The sequence below is a fragment of the Streptomyces drozdowiczii genome (genome assembly GCF_026167665.1).
Lineage (GTDB): Bacteria > Actinomycetota > Actinomycetes > Streptomycetales > Streptomycetaceae > Streptomyces > Streptomyces drozdowiczii_A.
The window spans coordinates 811,354-825,276 of the sequence record NZ_CP098740.1 but is presented as its reverse complement, the minus strand read 5'-3'; the positions used below and the strand labels follow the sequence as shown (position 1 = coordinate 825,276).

11 protein-coding genes and 3 pseudogenes are annotated in these 13,923 nt (G+C 69.5%); 5 read left to right on the top strand and 9 right to left on the bottom strand.

All coding sequences use genetic code 11. From position 1 onward, the window contains the following. Positions 1-106: 106 nt before the first annotated feature. Positions 107-541: a hypothetical protein gene (locus tag NEH16_RS03755; RefSeq protein ID WP_073965754.1), complete on the bottom strand. Its 435-nt coding sequence runs from the start codon at positions 539-541 to the stop codon at positions 107-109. Further along, positions 535-993 carry an ATP-binding protein gene (locus NEH16_RS03750; RefSeq protein ID WP_265539175.1) on the bottom strand — a complete coding sequence of 153 codons (459 nt, stop codon included), beginning with the start codon at positions 991-993 and terminating at the stop codon, positions 535-537. Before NEH16_RS03750 ends, NEH16_RS03755 begins: the two co-directional genes overlap by 7 nt. 208 nt (positions 994-1,201) lie before the next feature. On the opposite strand from NEH16_RS03750, the gene NEH16_RS03745 reads away from it, so the two are divergent. The 3 genes and pseudogenes from NEH16_RS03745 to NEH16_RS03735 all read left to right on the top strand — a co-directional run bounded on the left by NEH16_RS03745 (position 1,202) and on the right by NEH16_RS03735 (position 2,797). Then, positions 1,202-2,062, top strand: coding sequence for a helix-turn-helix domain-containing protein (locus tag NEH16_RS03745; protein ID WP_265539173.1), 861 nt, complete (start codon positions 1,202-1,204; stop codon positions 2,060-2,062). Continuing rightward, positions 2,062-2,298 (top strand): DUF397 domain-containing protein, encoded by a 237-nt coding sequence (locus NEH16_RS03740; RefSeq protein WP_073965751.1) that lies wholly within the window; start codon positions 2,062-2,064, stop codon positions 2,296-2,298. Before NEH16_RS03745 ends, NEH16_RS03740 begins: the two co-directional genes overlap by 1 nt. Positions 2,299-2,342: 44 nt before the next feature. Then, positions 2,343-2,797: pseudogene (locus NEH16_RS03735) on the top strand (YchJ family protein). Positions 2,798-2,813: 16 nt separating this feature from the next. On the opposite strand, the pseudogene NEH16_RS03730 reads toward NEH16_RS03735, so the two are convergent. The 6 genes and pseudogenes from NEH16_RS03730 to NEH16_RS03705 all read right to left on the bottom strand — a co-directional run bounded on the left by NEH16_RS03730 (position 2,814) and on the right by NEH16_RS03705 (position 9,327). Further along, a pseudogene (locus NEH16_RS03730) lies at positions 2,814-4,885 on the bottom strand (MDR family MFS transporter). 55 nt (positions 4,886-4,940) lie between these two features. After that, on the bottom strand, positions 4,941-5,768 hold the full coding sequence (locus tag NEH16_RS03725) for a hypothetical protein (protein WP_265539171.1): 828 nt from the start codon (positions 5,766-5,768) through the stop codon (positions 4,941-4,943). Between the two features lie 82 nt (positions 5,769-5,850). Beyond that, on the bottom strand, positions 5,851-7,065 hold the full coding sequence (locus tag NEH16_RS03720) for an acyl-CoA dehydrogenase family protein (RefSeq protein WP_265539169.1): 1,215 nt from the start codon (positions 7,063-7,065) through the stop codon (positions 5,851-5,853). A gap of 4 nt (positions 7,066-7,069) precedes the next feature. Beyond that, positions 7,070-7,543, bottom strand: a complete 474-nt coding sequence (locus NEH16_RS03715; RefSeq protein ID WP_265539167.1) for an SCP2 sterol-binding domain-containing protein — start codon at positions 7,541-7,543, stop codon at positions 7,070-7,072. 92 nt (positions 7,544-7,635) lie between these two features. Next, the gene (locus NEH16_RS03710; RefSeq protein WP_026243061.1) at positions 7,636-7,899 is read right to left on the bottom strand and encodes a hypothetical protein; all 264 of its coding nucleotides are present in this window, start codon (positions 7,897-7,899) and stop codon (positions 7,636-7,638) included. A gap of 214 nt (positions 7,900-8,113) precedes the next feature. Further along, positions 8,114-9,327, bottom strand: a pseudogene (locus NEH16_RS03705) (helix-turn-helix domain-containing protein). Positions 9,328-10,071: 744 nt separating this feature from the next. Between NEH16_RS03705 and NEH16_RS03700 the strand changes: the two are divergent. Next, on the top strand, positions 10,072-10,689 hold the full coding sequence (locus NEH16_RS03700; protein ID WP_265539164.1) for a hypothetical protein: 618 nt from the start codon (positions 10,072-10,074) through the stop codon (positions 10,687-10,689). A gap of 175 nt (positions 10,690-10,864) precedes the next feature. After that, a complete protein-coding gene (locus NEH16_RS03695) occupies positions 10,865-12,352 on the top strand; it encodes a DUF6801 domain-containing protein (RefSeq protein ID WP_265539162.1) in 1,488 nt (495 codons plus the stop codon). A 79-nt stretch (positions 12,353-12,431) separates the two neighbouring features. Here the strand turns inward: NEH16_RS03695 and NEH16_RS03690 are convergent, their stop codons facing one another. After that, complete coding sequence (locus NEH16_RS03690; protein ID WP_265539159.1) at positions 12,432-13,364, bottom strand: hypothetical protein; 933 nt, start codon at positions 13,362-13,364, stop codon at positions 12,432-12,434. Between the last annotated feature and the right edge of the window lie 559 nt (positions 13,365-13,923).

The following is a 13,923-nucleotide window of genomic DNA, read 5'->3' as shown; positions in this document are numbered from 1 at the left end:
CCGTTGGCCCCGTATTCCACGGGTTTCGATCAGTGGTTCCACAGTAGAACCGACCACTGACAACGCAGGGTGACCGGGGCGGGGAGGGGCCGGAGCGCGGCCGGGATCAGGGGGCGGAGACGGCTCGGGGCCCGTACGCCTGGGTCCACGACGGCGTCACACCGGTCACCTGGCAGACCATCAGGAACAGCGGGATGGGCGGGGTGTAGGGCGTACGGCTGTCGGGCTGATGGATGAGCCGGGGGCGTACCGCGGGCACACACGCGCCCCGCGCATACGCCACCTGCTCGGGCCAGTCCAGGTCGAGGTCGGAGCCGGCCGGCACGATCCACCACCAGCGCTCGGTGTCCGCGAAGACGCACCCGGTGCGCGGCAGATGGGACATCAGGCGGAAGCCGTGGCGGGCGGGCACCCCGACCGCGTCGCAGCCGAGGCTCGCCGAGAGGGTCGTGGGCAGCGGCAGCTGGACGCGGCCGGGGGATCCGGCGGGCTCGCGGGAGCGGCGGTGTCCGAGGAAGTGGTTCATGGCGTTCTTCAGCATGAGTGCTCCGAGCCGTGCGGCAGTTCTGCCCAGACGATGCGGCCCGAGCCGTCCCCGGCGTCGCGCGAGCCCCAGGAGCGGGCCAGTGAGTCGACGAGCAGCAGGCCGCGTCCGTGCTCGTCGTCCGCGCCTCTGCCGAGGTGCGGTCCGTCCGGCTGGTGTCCCTGGTCCTGCACGGAGACGCGCAGTCGGCCGTCCAGGCACCGCAGTTCGCACAGGATCCGTGCGCTGGTGGTGTGCACCACCGCGTTGGTGACCAGTTCGGACACGATCAGGACCGCGGCGTCGAGGGTGTCGCCGCCGGCGCGCCACTCGCCGAGCCGGGCCTTCGTCAGGCGCCGGGCGACGGCGACCGATTCGGGACGCGCGGGCAGCGCGAAGCAGTGCCGGAGCGCTTCGGTCCCCGGGCCGGTCTCCGCGAGCCGGGGGATGAGCGCACTGCCAGGTGCCACGACCGAATCCTCACAGTGGGGGCTGCGTCACGCTTCGCGATCTTCGAAAAGGCCGAGGGCGCGACAGGTCAACTGGTTTCGTACCCCAACTCTCTACCTGTCACGAACACTTGGCAAGGGGCACTCTGAAAATTCCAGAGTGGCTGTGTCTTTGACAGCGGGCGCATGGCACACTGCACCCAGATACAGCACATGGGGGAGGTCTGAAGTGAGCGAACCGCGGTCCGCCCCGACCGTGGGCCAGGTCGTTCTCGGCAAGCGTCTGCAGGAACTGCGGGAGCGGGCCGGCCTGAGCCGGGACCAGGCCGCCAAGGTGCTGCGTGTGACCGCGGCGACGGTCCGCAGGATGGAGACGGCCGAGGTCGCGCTCAAGATCCCCTATGTCCAGGCACTGCTGAAGGCGTACGGGATCTCCGACGCGGAGAACGACGCGTTCGTCGAACTCGCGGAGGAGGCCAACAGGCCGGGCTGGTGGCAGCGGTTCCACGACGTGCTGCCGGACTGGTTCAGCATGTACGTGAGCCTGGAGGGGGCCGCGAGCCTCCTGCGCATGTACGAGCCGCACTTCGTCCCCGGACTGCTCCAGACCGAGGACTACGCGCGGACGGTGATGCGCACCGGAGCCGTCGGCCAGACCCGGCCGGAGGACATCGAGCGCCATGTGGCGCTGCGGATGGAACGGCAGTCCCTGCTGACCCGACCGGACGCCCCACGCCTGTGGGTGGTGATGGACGAAACCGTTCTGCGCCGTCCGGTGGGCAGCGTCGAGATCATGCGCGCCCAGGTGGACAAGCTCCTGGAGTCGACGGCGATGCCCAACGTGACGCTCCAGATCGCGGAGTTCTCCACCGGTCACCACCCGGGGACGTACGGGCCGTTCGTGCTCTTCCGGTTCGCCGTCCCCGAACTGCCCGACATGGTCTACAGCGAGTATCTGACCGGGGCCGTCTACTTCGACGCGCGACCGGAGGTGGCCTCCTACCTCGAGGTCATGGACCGCATGGCGGCCCAGGCCGCGACTGCACAACGCACGAAGGAACTCCTCCGGGACTTCCGCAAGGAGCTGTGATGACACCCATATACAACGGCATGCCCGCCGCTGACCTCGGCTCCGAAGGCTGGTACAAGCCCTGGAGCGGCGGCAACGGCGGCAACTGCGTCGAGGCCATGAAACTGGCCGACGGGAGAATCGCCATGCGCCAGTCCGCGGACCCCGACGGTCCGGCCCTCATCTACACCCACCACGAGATCGCCGCGTTCATCCAGGGCGCCAAGGCCGGCCAGGCCGACTTCCTGCTGACCTGAGCCGCCCGTCGGGGCCGCGCATCCGCGCACGTCACAATGGACCCATGTCCCGACGCACCTCCCGCTCCCGGCGCCCGTCCGCCGCGAGCCCCCGCACCGCCCCCCTCCCCGAGATCAGCGCGGTTTCGCCGTGCCCCTGCGGGCTGCCCGCCGCCTACGCCGAGTGCTGCGGCCGGCTGCACGCGGGGCCCCAGCCGCCACCTGCGAGGCGCTGATGCGGTCGCGGTACGCCGCCTTCGTCGTCCGGGACGCCGGTTATCTGCTGCGCACCTGGCACCCGGACCACCGCCCCGACCTGCTCGACCTCGACCCCGGACAGCGCTGGCAGGGCCTGGAGGTCCTGGAGACCACGGAGGGCAGCGCCTTCCACACCACCGGGACGGTCACCTTCCGCGCCCACTACACGGCGGGCGGGAGCGCCGATTCCCTGTACGAGAAGAGCCGCTTCGTACGGTACGAGGGCGCCTGGGTGTACGAGACCGCCGTCTTCGCGGACTGAAGAGGGGGCGGCCTCCTCAGACCGGCGCGCCCGCCGGGGCCACCGGCGCCAGCTCCTGCGTCAGGTCCTCCGCCAGCAGCCGCTTCGCGATCACGTCGACCGCGGCGCGCAGCCGGGCGTCGTCCGGGCGCTCGCCGTCCTCGCCCAGCTGGTCGTTGAGCCAGCGGGCCCAGGCGTCCGTGATGGTCCGCGCCTCACGGCTGCCGGCCGCGGTGTGCTGGAACAGATGGCCGTCCCCGGTGAGGAAGCCCTCCTCGATCATGCGGTCGAAGACCGGCACCAGGACCTCCGGGGGATCCGGTGCCGGGACGCGATCAGCCGGAGCCCCGCGTGGCCGACCATCCGCGTGAACAGCTCGACCTGCATCACCGCCCAGGCGCCCGCCATGTCGAGCCGGGTGTCCGACTCCGCGACGATCCGCCGAGCCGTCTCCGGGTCCACCCGCCGCAGCACCTTGGCCACCGAGAATTCGAGGAGCCGCGCCGGGTCCTGCGTGTTCGGCGAGGCGAAGCCCTCACCCATGTCCGTCGAGCCCGCCCGTACGGTGTCGCGCAGCTTCACCTGCTTGAGGAACAGCGCGACGACGAACCCGAGCAGCGCCACGGGCACCGTCCACAGGAACACCGTGTGCAGGGTGTCCGCGTACGCCTGGGCCAGCGGCGCCGACTGGGAGCCGGGCAGCGCGTGCAGCCCCTCCGGGCTCTGGGACGCCCTGGCCAGCACGGCCGGATCGCCGCCCGCCCGCGCGGCCTCGGTGATCCCGTCCTTCAGGTGCGGGCCGAGCGCGTTCGCGTAGATCGTCCCGAAGACGGCGGTGCCGAAGGAGCTGCCGAGCGTACGGAAGAAGGTGACGCCCGAGGTGGCCGTGCCGAGGTCCGCGTAGTCCACGGTGTTCTGCACGGCGATCGTGAGGACCTGCATGGAGAGCCCGATGCCGATGCCGAGCACCAGCATGTACAGCGACTCCAGCCAGACCCCGCTGTCCGGGCCCATCCGGGAGAGCAGGAACAGACCCACCGCCATGACCAGCGAGCCGATGATGGGGAAGATCCGGTAGCGGCCGGTCTTGCTGACCACGTTGCCGCTGAAGATGGACGCGGCGAGCAGACCGACGACCATCGGCAGCGTCCGCACCCCCGACAGGGTCGCCGAGTCGCCGTCCACGTACTGGAGGTACGTCGGAAGGAAGATCATCGCGCCGAGCATCGCGAACCCGACGATGAAGCTGAGGATCGAGCAGACCGTGAAGACCGGGTTGCCGAAGAGCCGCATCGGCAGCATCGGCTCCTTCGCCCGGAACTCGACCAGGCAGAACAGCGCGAGCGCCACGAGCCCGAGGACGAACAGGCCGATGATGACGCCGGAGCCCCAGGCGTACTCGTTGCCGCCCCAGCTGGTGGCGAGGATCAGGGCGCTGGCCCCGACCGTGACCATCGCGATGCCCAGGTAGTCGATGACCGGCCGACCGGCCGCCTTCACGGAGGGGATCGTACGGGCGGCCGCGATGACCACCACGATCGCGATCGGCACATTGACGTAGAACGCCCAGCGCCACGTCAGATGGTCGGTGAACAGCCCGCCGAGCAGCGGACCGATCACCGTCGACACACCGAAGACGGCGCCGATCGCGCCCTGGTACTTGCCGCGGTCGCGCAGCGGGATGACATCGGCGATCAGCGCCATCGAGGTGACCATCAGACCGCCGGCACCGATGCCCTGGAGACCGCGCCACACGATCAGCAGCGTCATGTTCGTCGCGAGTCCGCAGAGGAACGAGCCGGTGATGAAGATGACCGCGGACAGCTGGAAGACGATCTTCCGCCCGAACAGGTCGCCGAACTTGCCGACCAGCACCGTCGCCACGGTCTCCGCCAGGAGATAGGCGGTGACCACCCAGGACATGTGCGCGGCGCCCCCGAGGTCCGAGACGATCGTCGGCAGCGCGGTGCCCACGATCGTCTGGTCCAGCGCGGCCAGCAGGATGCCCAGCACGATCGTGGCGAAGACGATGTTGCGGCGGCGCGGATCGAGCACGGGCGGCGCGGCGGCACTCTGCGCGGCGGGGGCGGTCTCGCTGGCAGTGGTCACCTTTGCACCCTCACATCGCGTCGTGTCACCCGCATGCGGGGAACGCCCGGACGTGTCAGGCGAGCATGTCCCGCAGTGACTGCGTCAGCCGGGCGGCGAATGCCTCCCGTACGGGGGCGGCTACCCGGTCCAGCGAGAGATACGGGTTGAGGTCTTCCAGTTCTACGAGGAGCAGGTCGCCGTCCGCCGTCCGGCAGGCGTCCACGCGCTGGATGCCGTGGTCCAGCGTGTTCCACTCCACGAACGACCGGGCGAACGCCAGATCCGCCTCGCTCGCCCCGTAGGGCTCAAGCACCCACCGCCGCTCCGGGTCCGGGGCGTACAGCGCGTACTGGAAGTCGTGGTCCACGTAATAGAAGGACACCTCGTAGCGGAAGTCGATCCGGGGCTGGACGAGCAGGGTGCCGTCCGCCCCGGACCCGATCTCCGGTGTCGCCACGAAGCTGAGCCCGACCGAGTCCGCGCCCCGCTTCGGCTTGACGACATAGCCCTCGGCCTCGGGGAGCAGCCCGAGGTCCGCCGCCCGGTCCACGGTGGGTATGACCGGGTACCCGGCCCGGCTCAGATCCACGAGGTACTGCTTGCCCGCCATGTCCCCGCGCCCGGTCAGCGGGTTGTAGACCCGGCTGCCCAGCTCCAGGGCCCGCGCCCGGAACGCGTCGTACGCCTCCTGGTAGTGCAGGACCGGGCCGCTGTTGCGTACGACGACGGCGTCGAAGCCGTCCAGCAGGGCGGCGGCGTCGCGCGGATGGCAGAGCGCGAGGTCGAAGCTCTCGCGCAGCCGCGCCGTCAGCCGGATGTCCTCGTCGCAGTAGCGCCGGCCGCGCGCCTCGTAGGCGAGGTCGGTGACGAAGAGGACGGACGGGCGCGGGACGGCGGGCATGGCGTTTCCCCCGGGTGCGGCGGTGGTACGGACCCGCCCATCCTCGCTGGCCCGGTCCCGCGCCCGCCCGCCGCCCCCGCGCTCAGCGGATGTGCCGCCCGGAGATCGCCCGCGCGATGACGAGGCGCTGGATCTCGCTGGTCCCTTCGAAGATCGTGTAGATCTTGGCGTCGCGGTACATCCGCTCGACCGGGTGCTCCCGGCTGTATCCGGCGCCGCCCAGGATCTGGACGGCCTTCTCCGTGGCGGCCACCGCGAGTTCGCCCGCGCGGAGCTTGGACATGGAGCCCTGTCCGGCGTCGAAGGTGCGGTCGTTGCGGGCCATCCACGCGGCCTGCCAGATCAGCAGCCGTACCGCCTCGATCTCGGTACGCAGGTCGGCCAAGGCGAACGCGATCGACTGGTTCTCGATGATCGGCCGCCCGAACGCCTCGCGGTCGCCCGCGTACTCCAGCGCGTATTCGTACGCGGCCCGCGCGATGCCCAGCGCCTGGGCGCCGACCGTGGGGCGGCTGACCTCGAAGGTGGCCATCGCGGCCTGCCCCTTCGCGGTGGAGCCCTCGCGGGCGCGGGCGAGGCGGGCGTCCAGCTTCTCCTTGCCGCCGAGCAGGCAGTGCCCCGGCACCCGCACGTCGTCCAGGAAGACGTCCGCGGTGTGCGAGGCGCGCAGCCCCAGCTTCTTGATGGTCCGGCTCGCCGCCAGGCCCTCGGTGCCGGGCGGCACGATGAACGCGGCCTGCCCGCGTGCGCCGAGCGCCGGGTCGACCGAGGCGACGACCACATGGACCTCGGCGATGCCCCCGTTGGTGATCCACGCCTTCTGGCCCGAGATCACCCACTCGTCCTTCGCCTCGTCGTACCGGGCCTTCGTGGTCATCGCGGAGACGTCGGAGCCCGCCTGCGGTTCGGAGACGCAGAACGCGGCGACCTTCGGGTCGTCCTCGTCGCCGTAGCACTGCGGTACCCACTCGGCCAGCTGGTCCGGGGTGCCGGAGGCGAAGATTCCGGCGACCGCGAGCGAGGTGCCGAACAGGGCCATGCCGATGCCGGCGTCGCCCCAGAACAGCTCCTCGTTGGCTATCTGGAGGGAGAGCCCCGACGGGTCGCCGTACATGTCGGCCAGCGACTCGAACCCGTAGAGGCCGATCCGCGCGGCCTCCTGGATGACCGGCCAGGGCGTCTCCTCGCGGGCGTCCCACTCGGCCGCCGCCGGGCGCACCACCTGGGCGGCGAAGCCGTGCACCCAGTTCCGCAGGTCCTGCTGGTCCTCGGTGAGCGCCAGGGAGAAGTAGCTCATCGGCTCACGCCTTCGGGATGTCGAAGTAGCGGGTGAGCCCCGAGGCCAGGCCGACGTCACCGGCCACCTTCAGCTTGCGCATCATGAACATGGTGACGGGGTTGCCGTTGCCGGAGACCAGCTTCAGGAACTCCGCGTCCGCCATGATCAGCGTCGTACGCGGCTCCGCCTCCGAGCGGCCCTCGCTGACGGTGCAGGTGCCGTCCGCGATCGAGGTCTCGTAGACCGCCTCCGTGTCGCCGGTGATCTTCCAGCGGATCAGCGCCGTGAGCGCCCCCGCCGCCTCCGGGCGGAACTGCTGCTTCATCCGGCCGAAGACCTCGCCGAGCACCCGGGTGCGCAGCTCCCCGTGCATGACCTCGGTGAGCTGCTTGGCGGACAGGCCCTTCACGATCCGCGCGAACTCCTCGGGGGAGACGGCCGCGAAGTCGAGGGCGGCCAGTTCGTCGGTGACCTTGCCGCTGCTGTTGTCGGCCACGCCAGTTCCTTACTCTGAAGTAAACTTACTTTTGAGTAAGGTAAGGGTGCGGCGGTCTCTTCGCAAGGTGCGCGACAGGCCGTCGTGCGAGGTCACCAGGCGGAGCCGGGGCGCACCACGAGCCGGGGGTGATGGGCGGCGAGCACCTTGTTGGCGCGGGCCAGCTCGGACAGGGCCTGCTCGCGGTCGGCCTGGTCCTCGATGCCCAGCCGGGGCCCGCGGAACCTGCGGACCTCGCGCGCGGCGCAGTCGGCGTCGAACTCGGCCTGGAGGATGTGCGCGGGGGTGCAGGCGCCGATGAGCGCGGCGATGCGGTCCGGGATCGGGACGGGGACGAGCAGGTGCGAGGCGGTCATGGGGGTTCCCTCTCGATGGTGGCCAGGAGGTCGGGCGTCGGACCGCCGGGTGGGCGGACCGACTCCACTCCATATAACGAGACGCAGTTCCTGGTTTCGCGTTGAGTACGTCTCCGTGTGGCAACCGTTTGGGAATGACCGGCTATTTCCCCTTACCAGCAAGTAGGTTGACTTCGCGTGAGGTGCTCGTCGGGCTGAGGACGCGTCGCGCTGTTCAGATGGGTGTGTCGTTGCTGCGGGCCCGCAGCTGCATGGCGCGGAGCACGGTCTCCGTGGAGAACCGCGCCTCCGGATCGACCAGTTGATCGCCGAAGATCGATTCCAGATTGCGCATCCGGTAGCGGACGGTCTGGGGGTGTACGTCGAGCAGTTCGCCCATCTGGGCCGCCGTGCCACGGGTGTCGAGCCAGATCCGCAGCGTTTCGATGAGCCGTTCGCGCCGGTTGGCGCTGATGTTGGCCATCGGGGCGAGTTCGCGGCGCGCGAGCTGGTCCAGGAGGACCGGATCGGAGAGCAGCCACAGGGTGATGAGGTGGTCGTCGCAGAGGATGGCCGGCGCGTCGTCGATGACGCCCGCGTCCACGAGTTCCAGCACCCGCCGGGCCCAGCGGATGGAGTCCGAGGCCAGCGACGACGGGACGGTCAGGCCGATGGCGGCGCGGACGCCCGGCAGGGCGTGCTCCAGCATCCGTCTTCGCATGTCGTCGAAGGGGCCCGGGATGAGTAAGTGCGGCTGCGGATCGGTGAAGTCGACCAGTACGTCACGGTCGATCGCCAGCCGGTCCAGATCGGGGGACGGGCGCACGGCGACGAGCGTCACCTCGTCCGGCAGCGTCCAGCCGGTCTGCTCGCACAGCTCGGCGATGGCCACGCGCGGCACCGGCCGCCCGGCGAGGATCAGGTGCAGCAGTCTGCGCCGCAAGGTGTCCGTGTGGTCGTCGGAGGCCGACCGCACCTCCAAGTACCCCTCGCGCGACAGGGCTTCCAGCTCGTCCACGTAACTGAACAACGCGTCCGCGAACGTCAGCATCATGGTGGGGAGAGGTTGTAGCGCCTGCCGATCTTCTTCGCCCGGCGGAGGGCCACGCGGGCGCCCAACCGGTACGCCCCCTGCAACTGGTCCAGGCTGCGCCCCTCGTACGCCTCGAACCGGCCGAACCTGCGGCACATCTCGTCGCGCAGCGCGGAGGGGGCGGCCGGCTCGGCCACCTGGTCCACGAACACGGAGATGCTCTGCTCGACACCGACCCGGATGCCCTGGCCGTACGGGCCGTCGAGGAGCCGCGCGTACTCGGGGTAGGCGCGGGTGACCTCAAGGCCGATCTCCTTGATGAGGCTGGGCAGTTCGGGCCGCACGATCGTGGCGAACTCCTGCGGCAGCGGTCCCAGCGGCTCTCCCAGCTCCGAGGGTTGCGCAACTCCCGGCATACCTTGACCCCTTCTTGCTCTTCGGCGCCCGATGGGGGGTGACGGACGGGAGAGCGCTCCCAGCCGTTCTCAGGTGCGTACAGACTTCGGCTGCCGAAGATAGTCCACGTATGTGGCTCTGAACACAGGCAGGACAAGACGAAATGTATGGGCCATGTATCGGCTGGTTTCAGCCACCGCTTCGGTGGGCCTCCGCACTCGCGTCCGACTCGCGGATGACTCGTGCGGTGCTGATGCGGGGGCCCGGATTCCGGTAATGCGGCGGGGGCTCCCAGGTGCGCTTCCGGACTCCCCGAACAATGTCGTCCTCGCTATTCGCGGTGAATTCCACTGCGCCGGCGGGCGGAAGTCAAGAGTGCGGCGATGTGCCGGGGGAGGCCGTACGGCAGGGCTGTGACGTGGGGCGTTGGGTGGCAGCGGAGGCCGTACCCTCACCGGGTGAGCAGGGGCGGGGGTGTCCGCCTCGGTGGAACTGCTCACTTCTCGATAAAAAATCCGCGCGCCGTACTCGCCTCGCAAGCAATTTCTGAGAGACAACGACGATTGTGGAGATTCTTTGTTCCAGCGTGTTGCGGAGCGACATTACTCGCCCGTAGCGTCATCGCCGAACGCAAGAGGTCGAGCAGTCCGTCAGGCCGGACTGCCACATTCCTGTCTCGTGACCCCCCACTCCGGGAGCGCCGCTCACCCGGCCGGAAGTGGCCCCCGGTGTAGGTCACACACCCTCGAAGGGAACCGGATTCCGTGAACACCCTTGCACGTAGAGCCGCCATCATCGCCACCGCCGCCAGTGCCGCCCTCGGTATGGCTGCCACCTCGGCCTCCGCCGGCGCCACGGCCTCCTGGTCGGCGACCCCGAACGGCGCGTACACCGCCAGCGCGGCCAACCCGACGCTGACCGTCCCCGCCGCGACCCTGACGTGTGCCTCCTCCAACGTGACCGCGGGCAACGTCGCCGCGACCAGCGCCACGGGAGCCAACATGGCGACCATCGGCACGATCGGCTTCACCAGCTGCTCGGTCGGTGGCATCACCTTCACCGTCTCCATGACCGCGACGCCGTGGACGATCAACGTCACCGGGGTGGACCCCTCGAACGCCAACCGGGTCAAGGGCAACGTCACCGGCATCTCGGCCCACATCACCGGCTTCGGCTGCGTGGCCGACTTCAAGGGCAAGGCGTACGGGTACTACGACAACAGCACCGGCAGGCTGGTCATCGACGGCTCGGGCACGGAGCTGAAGGCGTCCAACGCCAACTGCCTCGGCCTGATCAACAACGGCGACGTGGCCTCCTTCAAGGCCTCGTACCTCGTCAAGGTGACCTCGACGGGCACCTCGCCGAAGATCACGACGCCGTAAGGCTCCAGCAGCACACGGGTACGGGCCGGCCGCGAAGCCTTTTCGCGGCCGGCCCGGCCTTCTTGGTTCCGGCGCCCGCGGGCGGGCGCTCCCGCAGTTGTACGACCCATCGCACGCCGTGGAGGACTGGCCCGTTATGCACACTCTGATTCACGCGACCCGTGCGGGGCGTTCCGTGAGGGTCGCCTCCGTCGCCGGTCTCGCCCTCCTCGCCGGCTTGTTGTCCGGCGGAGGTTCGGCCGCTGATGAGAGCCCGGGACCGGACGGCTTCGCCGCGGTCTGCGGAGCAGAGGACGGCGACACGAGCACCGTTGCGGCAGCGGTCGGCGTCTCGGTGGACGTCCCGGCGACCGGTGAGGTCGGCCGTCCGGTACAGCCCGGACCCGCGACGCTCACCGTCACCCTCTCGCGGGCAGACCTCGCGGGGCTGCTGCCGGAAGGCACCGAGGCGGTCGTGAGCCGGGCGGCGCTCAAGGTGAAAGTCGCCCAGAACGGCGAGTCGACCGTGGCCCCCTGGGAGCTGAACGCGCCGAGTACCCCCCTTTCCGTCGACGGTGACGTAGCGCTCGTCCACTCCGGTGAGGTCCCCTACGTGACGCTGAGTTCCGCGGGTGACGTCGATTTCTCCGTCGAGGAGCTGACGATCGAGCTGCGGTCCGCCACGACGGAGCCCGACAGGACCGCGCCGCCTCTGACCGCGGTGACGTGCCGGTTGAAGGAGGGCGAGAACGGACACCTCGCGACCACGCGTGTGACGGACGGCACCAGTGCCGAGCCGTCGGGCACCCCCGGGACGCCCACCCCTCCGGCGCATGGCTCCGGCCGGGCGGAGGAGAAGGAGATCTCGGTGGAGCCGGCGGAAGCCGAGGGCGACGAGGGCCCCGAGTTCTGTCCTGTCGAACCGCCGGAGGGAGAACTGGACGCGAGCGAGGCACCACAACCCCCGCCGGGCGGCCCCGTCGCCCAGACAACCCTCCCGGGTGTCTTCATGTGTGCCAACGCGCTGGGTCTCGCCAACGTGCAGAAGCTGAACGGTGCCATGATCGTCAATGATCCCGGTCACCCGGCGCTCGTCGCGGTCCTGTCGACGAAGGTCATATCAAGCCGCCAGGCGGCTGATCCGGACGACCCGGACGGCAACGGATACTATCTCCGGATCGACAACCTTGCGAACATCAAACTTCCGGACGCGGAATCCACCTTCCTCACCTTCGGCTTCCAGCCGGTGACGGCGAAAGTGTCCTTCGAGACCGGCCCCATGACCATCTCCACAGGCAACATCGGTTACGGTCCCCACACTCAGTTCTCCACGGTCTACTTCAAACAGTCCCTGCGCCTGCACGATGTCAAGGTGAACGGCACACCGTTGGATGTGGGGAGCAACTGCAGGACGGAAAAGCCGTTCAAGGTCGTGCTGAACGGCGGGTCGGCGTATATCAACGTGGCCCTGGGCGGCCGTTTGGACGGTGAGGTCACCATCCCGCCCTTCAGCGGTTGCGGCACGGACGGCGAAGATCTGGATCCGCTCTTCACTGCCGCGATCTCGGGGCCCGGGAACCGGATCTTCATGAACCAGGGGCCGACCTGCATCCCCAGCTTCCCCGAGAGCTCCTATTGCCCGCCCCCGCCGGCGGAACTGCCCGGCACGAAGCCCAAGTCGTAACCCCCGCCCGTCCGGCACACGCCGAAGGGGCCACCTCCGCGAGGGAGGTGGCCCCTTCGGGCTCCGGACGCGAGGACGGTTACCGCACCGCCGAGTGCCAGTACTGCGACATGACCTTGCCCGCGTTCGGGGCGATGTCGCCCGGGGCGCTCATCGCCGCCACGTCGGTCTGCGCGTTGTCCAGCGTGACGCTGTTCTTGCCCGCGGCCGACGGCAGCCCCGTCTTCAGGTTGACCGCCCAGTTCAACGAGCCGAGCAGGCCGCAGCCGTTGGTGCCGGGGACCGCGTACGTCGTGTCGGTCTGGGTGGCGCCCTGGAGGCTGAGCCGGCTCATCGGGCCGTTCGGGTCCGGGGTCCCGTCGCCGGCGAAGTTCTCGCTGGTGACGGCCGGCTGGGTCAGGTTCTGCGGCTTCAGCAGGATCGGGTCCGAGGAGGAGCCGATGTAGCACTTGTCGCCCAGGAGCGGGTTCTCCAGGTGGATGCGGACCGGGAGGGTGATGATCGGCTTGCCGGTGGTCGCGCCCGCCAGGAGCTGGAAGCCGGTCGGGGTGTTGACCGACTCGATGGTCGCCGTCACCCGGTTCAGCTTGACGTCGGTGAGCGTGTTGCAGATCCCCGTGATCACGGGGACGTCGCTGGGGCACATCAGGCCGAGCAGGCCGCCCGGCACCTTCGCGGAGTCCGCGACGAGCGCTCCCCCCTTCGGGGAGACCACGGTCGAGACGGCGCCCGGGTGGTTGACCACGCCGATCTGGAGGTCGCTGGCGCCGACCGGCACCACGGTGTTGCCCAGCTTGATGGAGCCGCTCGCCGAGTGCGAGGTGACGCAGATGGCGATGTCCGTCGCCCCGTCCGCCGCCAGCATGGCCGGGTCGTCCACCGGGCAGCGGCTGAAGGGTGCCCAGTCGCCGTTCAGCTGGGTGGCGGCGGTGGCCGACCCGATGGAGGCGACGGCGGCGAGAGCGGTGAAGGAGGCCAACAGCCCCACACGTACCCGGTTCGAGGTTCTCATGTCTTCCCCTTGTTTCCGATGTGCGCAGCGAATTGAGCACGGAATGCGGAATGCGGGTGCCGGGACGGCGTCGGACGGGGCCGATACGAAATCCCATTCACCGAGCCGTGAGGTTACTGGCGGGAAACACCGGGACACAATCCCGTCGTATGAGAATCTATGGACGGGGCGCACATATCCGTCAGGGATGAGTACGGGATCCGGCCTTCTTGTCACTTCGTGCGCAGGCCCTCGCGGGCGCCGCCACGACTCCGGCCGGCCAGATATGCGGAATGCCGCCTGCCACTTGTGTATTCGAGCCGGTCCCGAGCGCTTCTCGAGGCGCTGTGCGGCGTACGGGACCCGCCGTCCGGCCCCGGAACTTGTCACTCGGCGACAGTTTTTCCGGCCGCTCTGCTCAGTCGATGAGAAAGAATCACCCCCTTCGCGCTCTCGCGCGAAAACTTGATGACCTGGTATTGCGGCCCAGGTTACCCACCCGTAGCGTCACCTCCGTCAGCAACTCCTCCGGCGCGTCCGGAGATTGCTCACCCGTCGGCAGGGGCCCGGACGCATATCC

Bases quoted from the DNA above. Each gene is read 5' to 3' on its own strand.
- NEH16_RS03725 (WP_265539171.1), bottom strand. From the start codon at position 5,768: ATGCCCGCCGTCCCGCGCCCGTCCGTCCTCTTCGTCACCGACCTCGCC.
- NEH16_RS03740 (WP_073965751.1), top strand. From the start codon at position 2,062: ATGACACCCATATACAACGGCATGCCCGCCGCTGACCTCGGCTCCGAA.
- NEH16_RS03720 (WP_265539169.1), bottom strand. From the start codon at position 7,065: ATGAGCTACTTCTCCCTGGCGCTCACCGAGGACCAGCAGGACCTGCGG.
- NEH16_RS03710 (WP_026243061.1), bottom strand. From the start codon at position 7,899: ATGACCGCCTCGCACCTGCTCGTCCCCGTCCCGATCCCGGACCGCATC.
- NEH16_RS03755 (WP_073965754.1), bottom strand. From the start codon at position 541: ATGCTGAAGAACGCCATGAACCACTTCCTCGGACACCGCCGCTCCCGC.
- NEH16_RS03690 (WP_265539159.1), bottom strand. From the start codon at position 13,364: ATGAGAACCTCGAACCGGGTACGTGTGGGGCTGTTGGCCTCCTTCACC.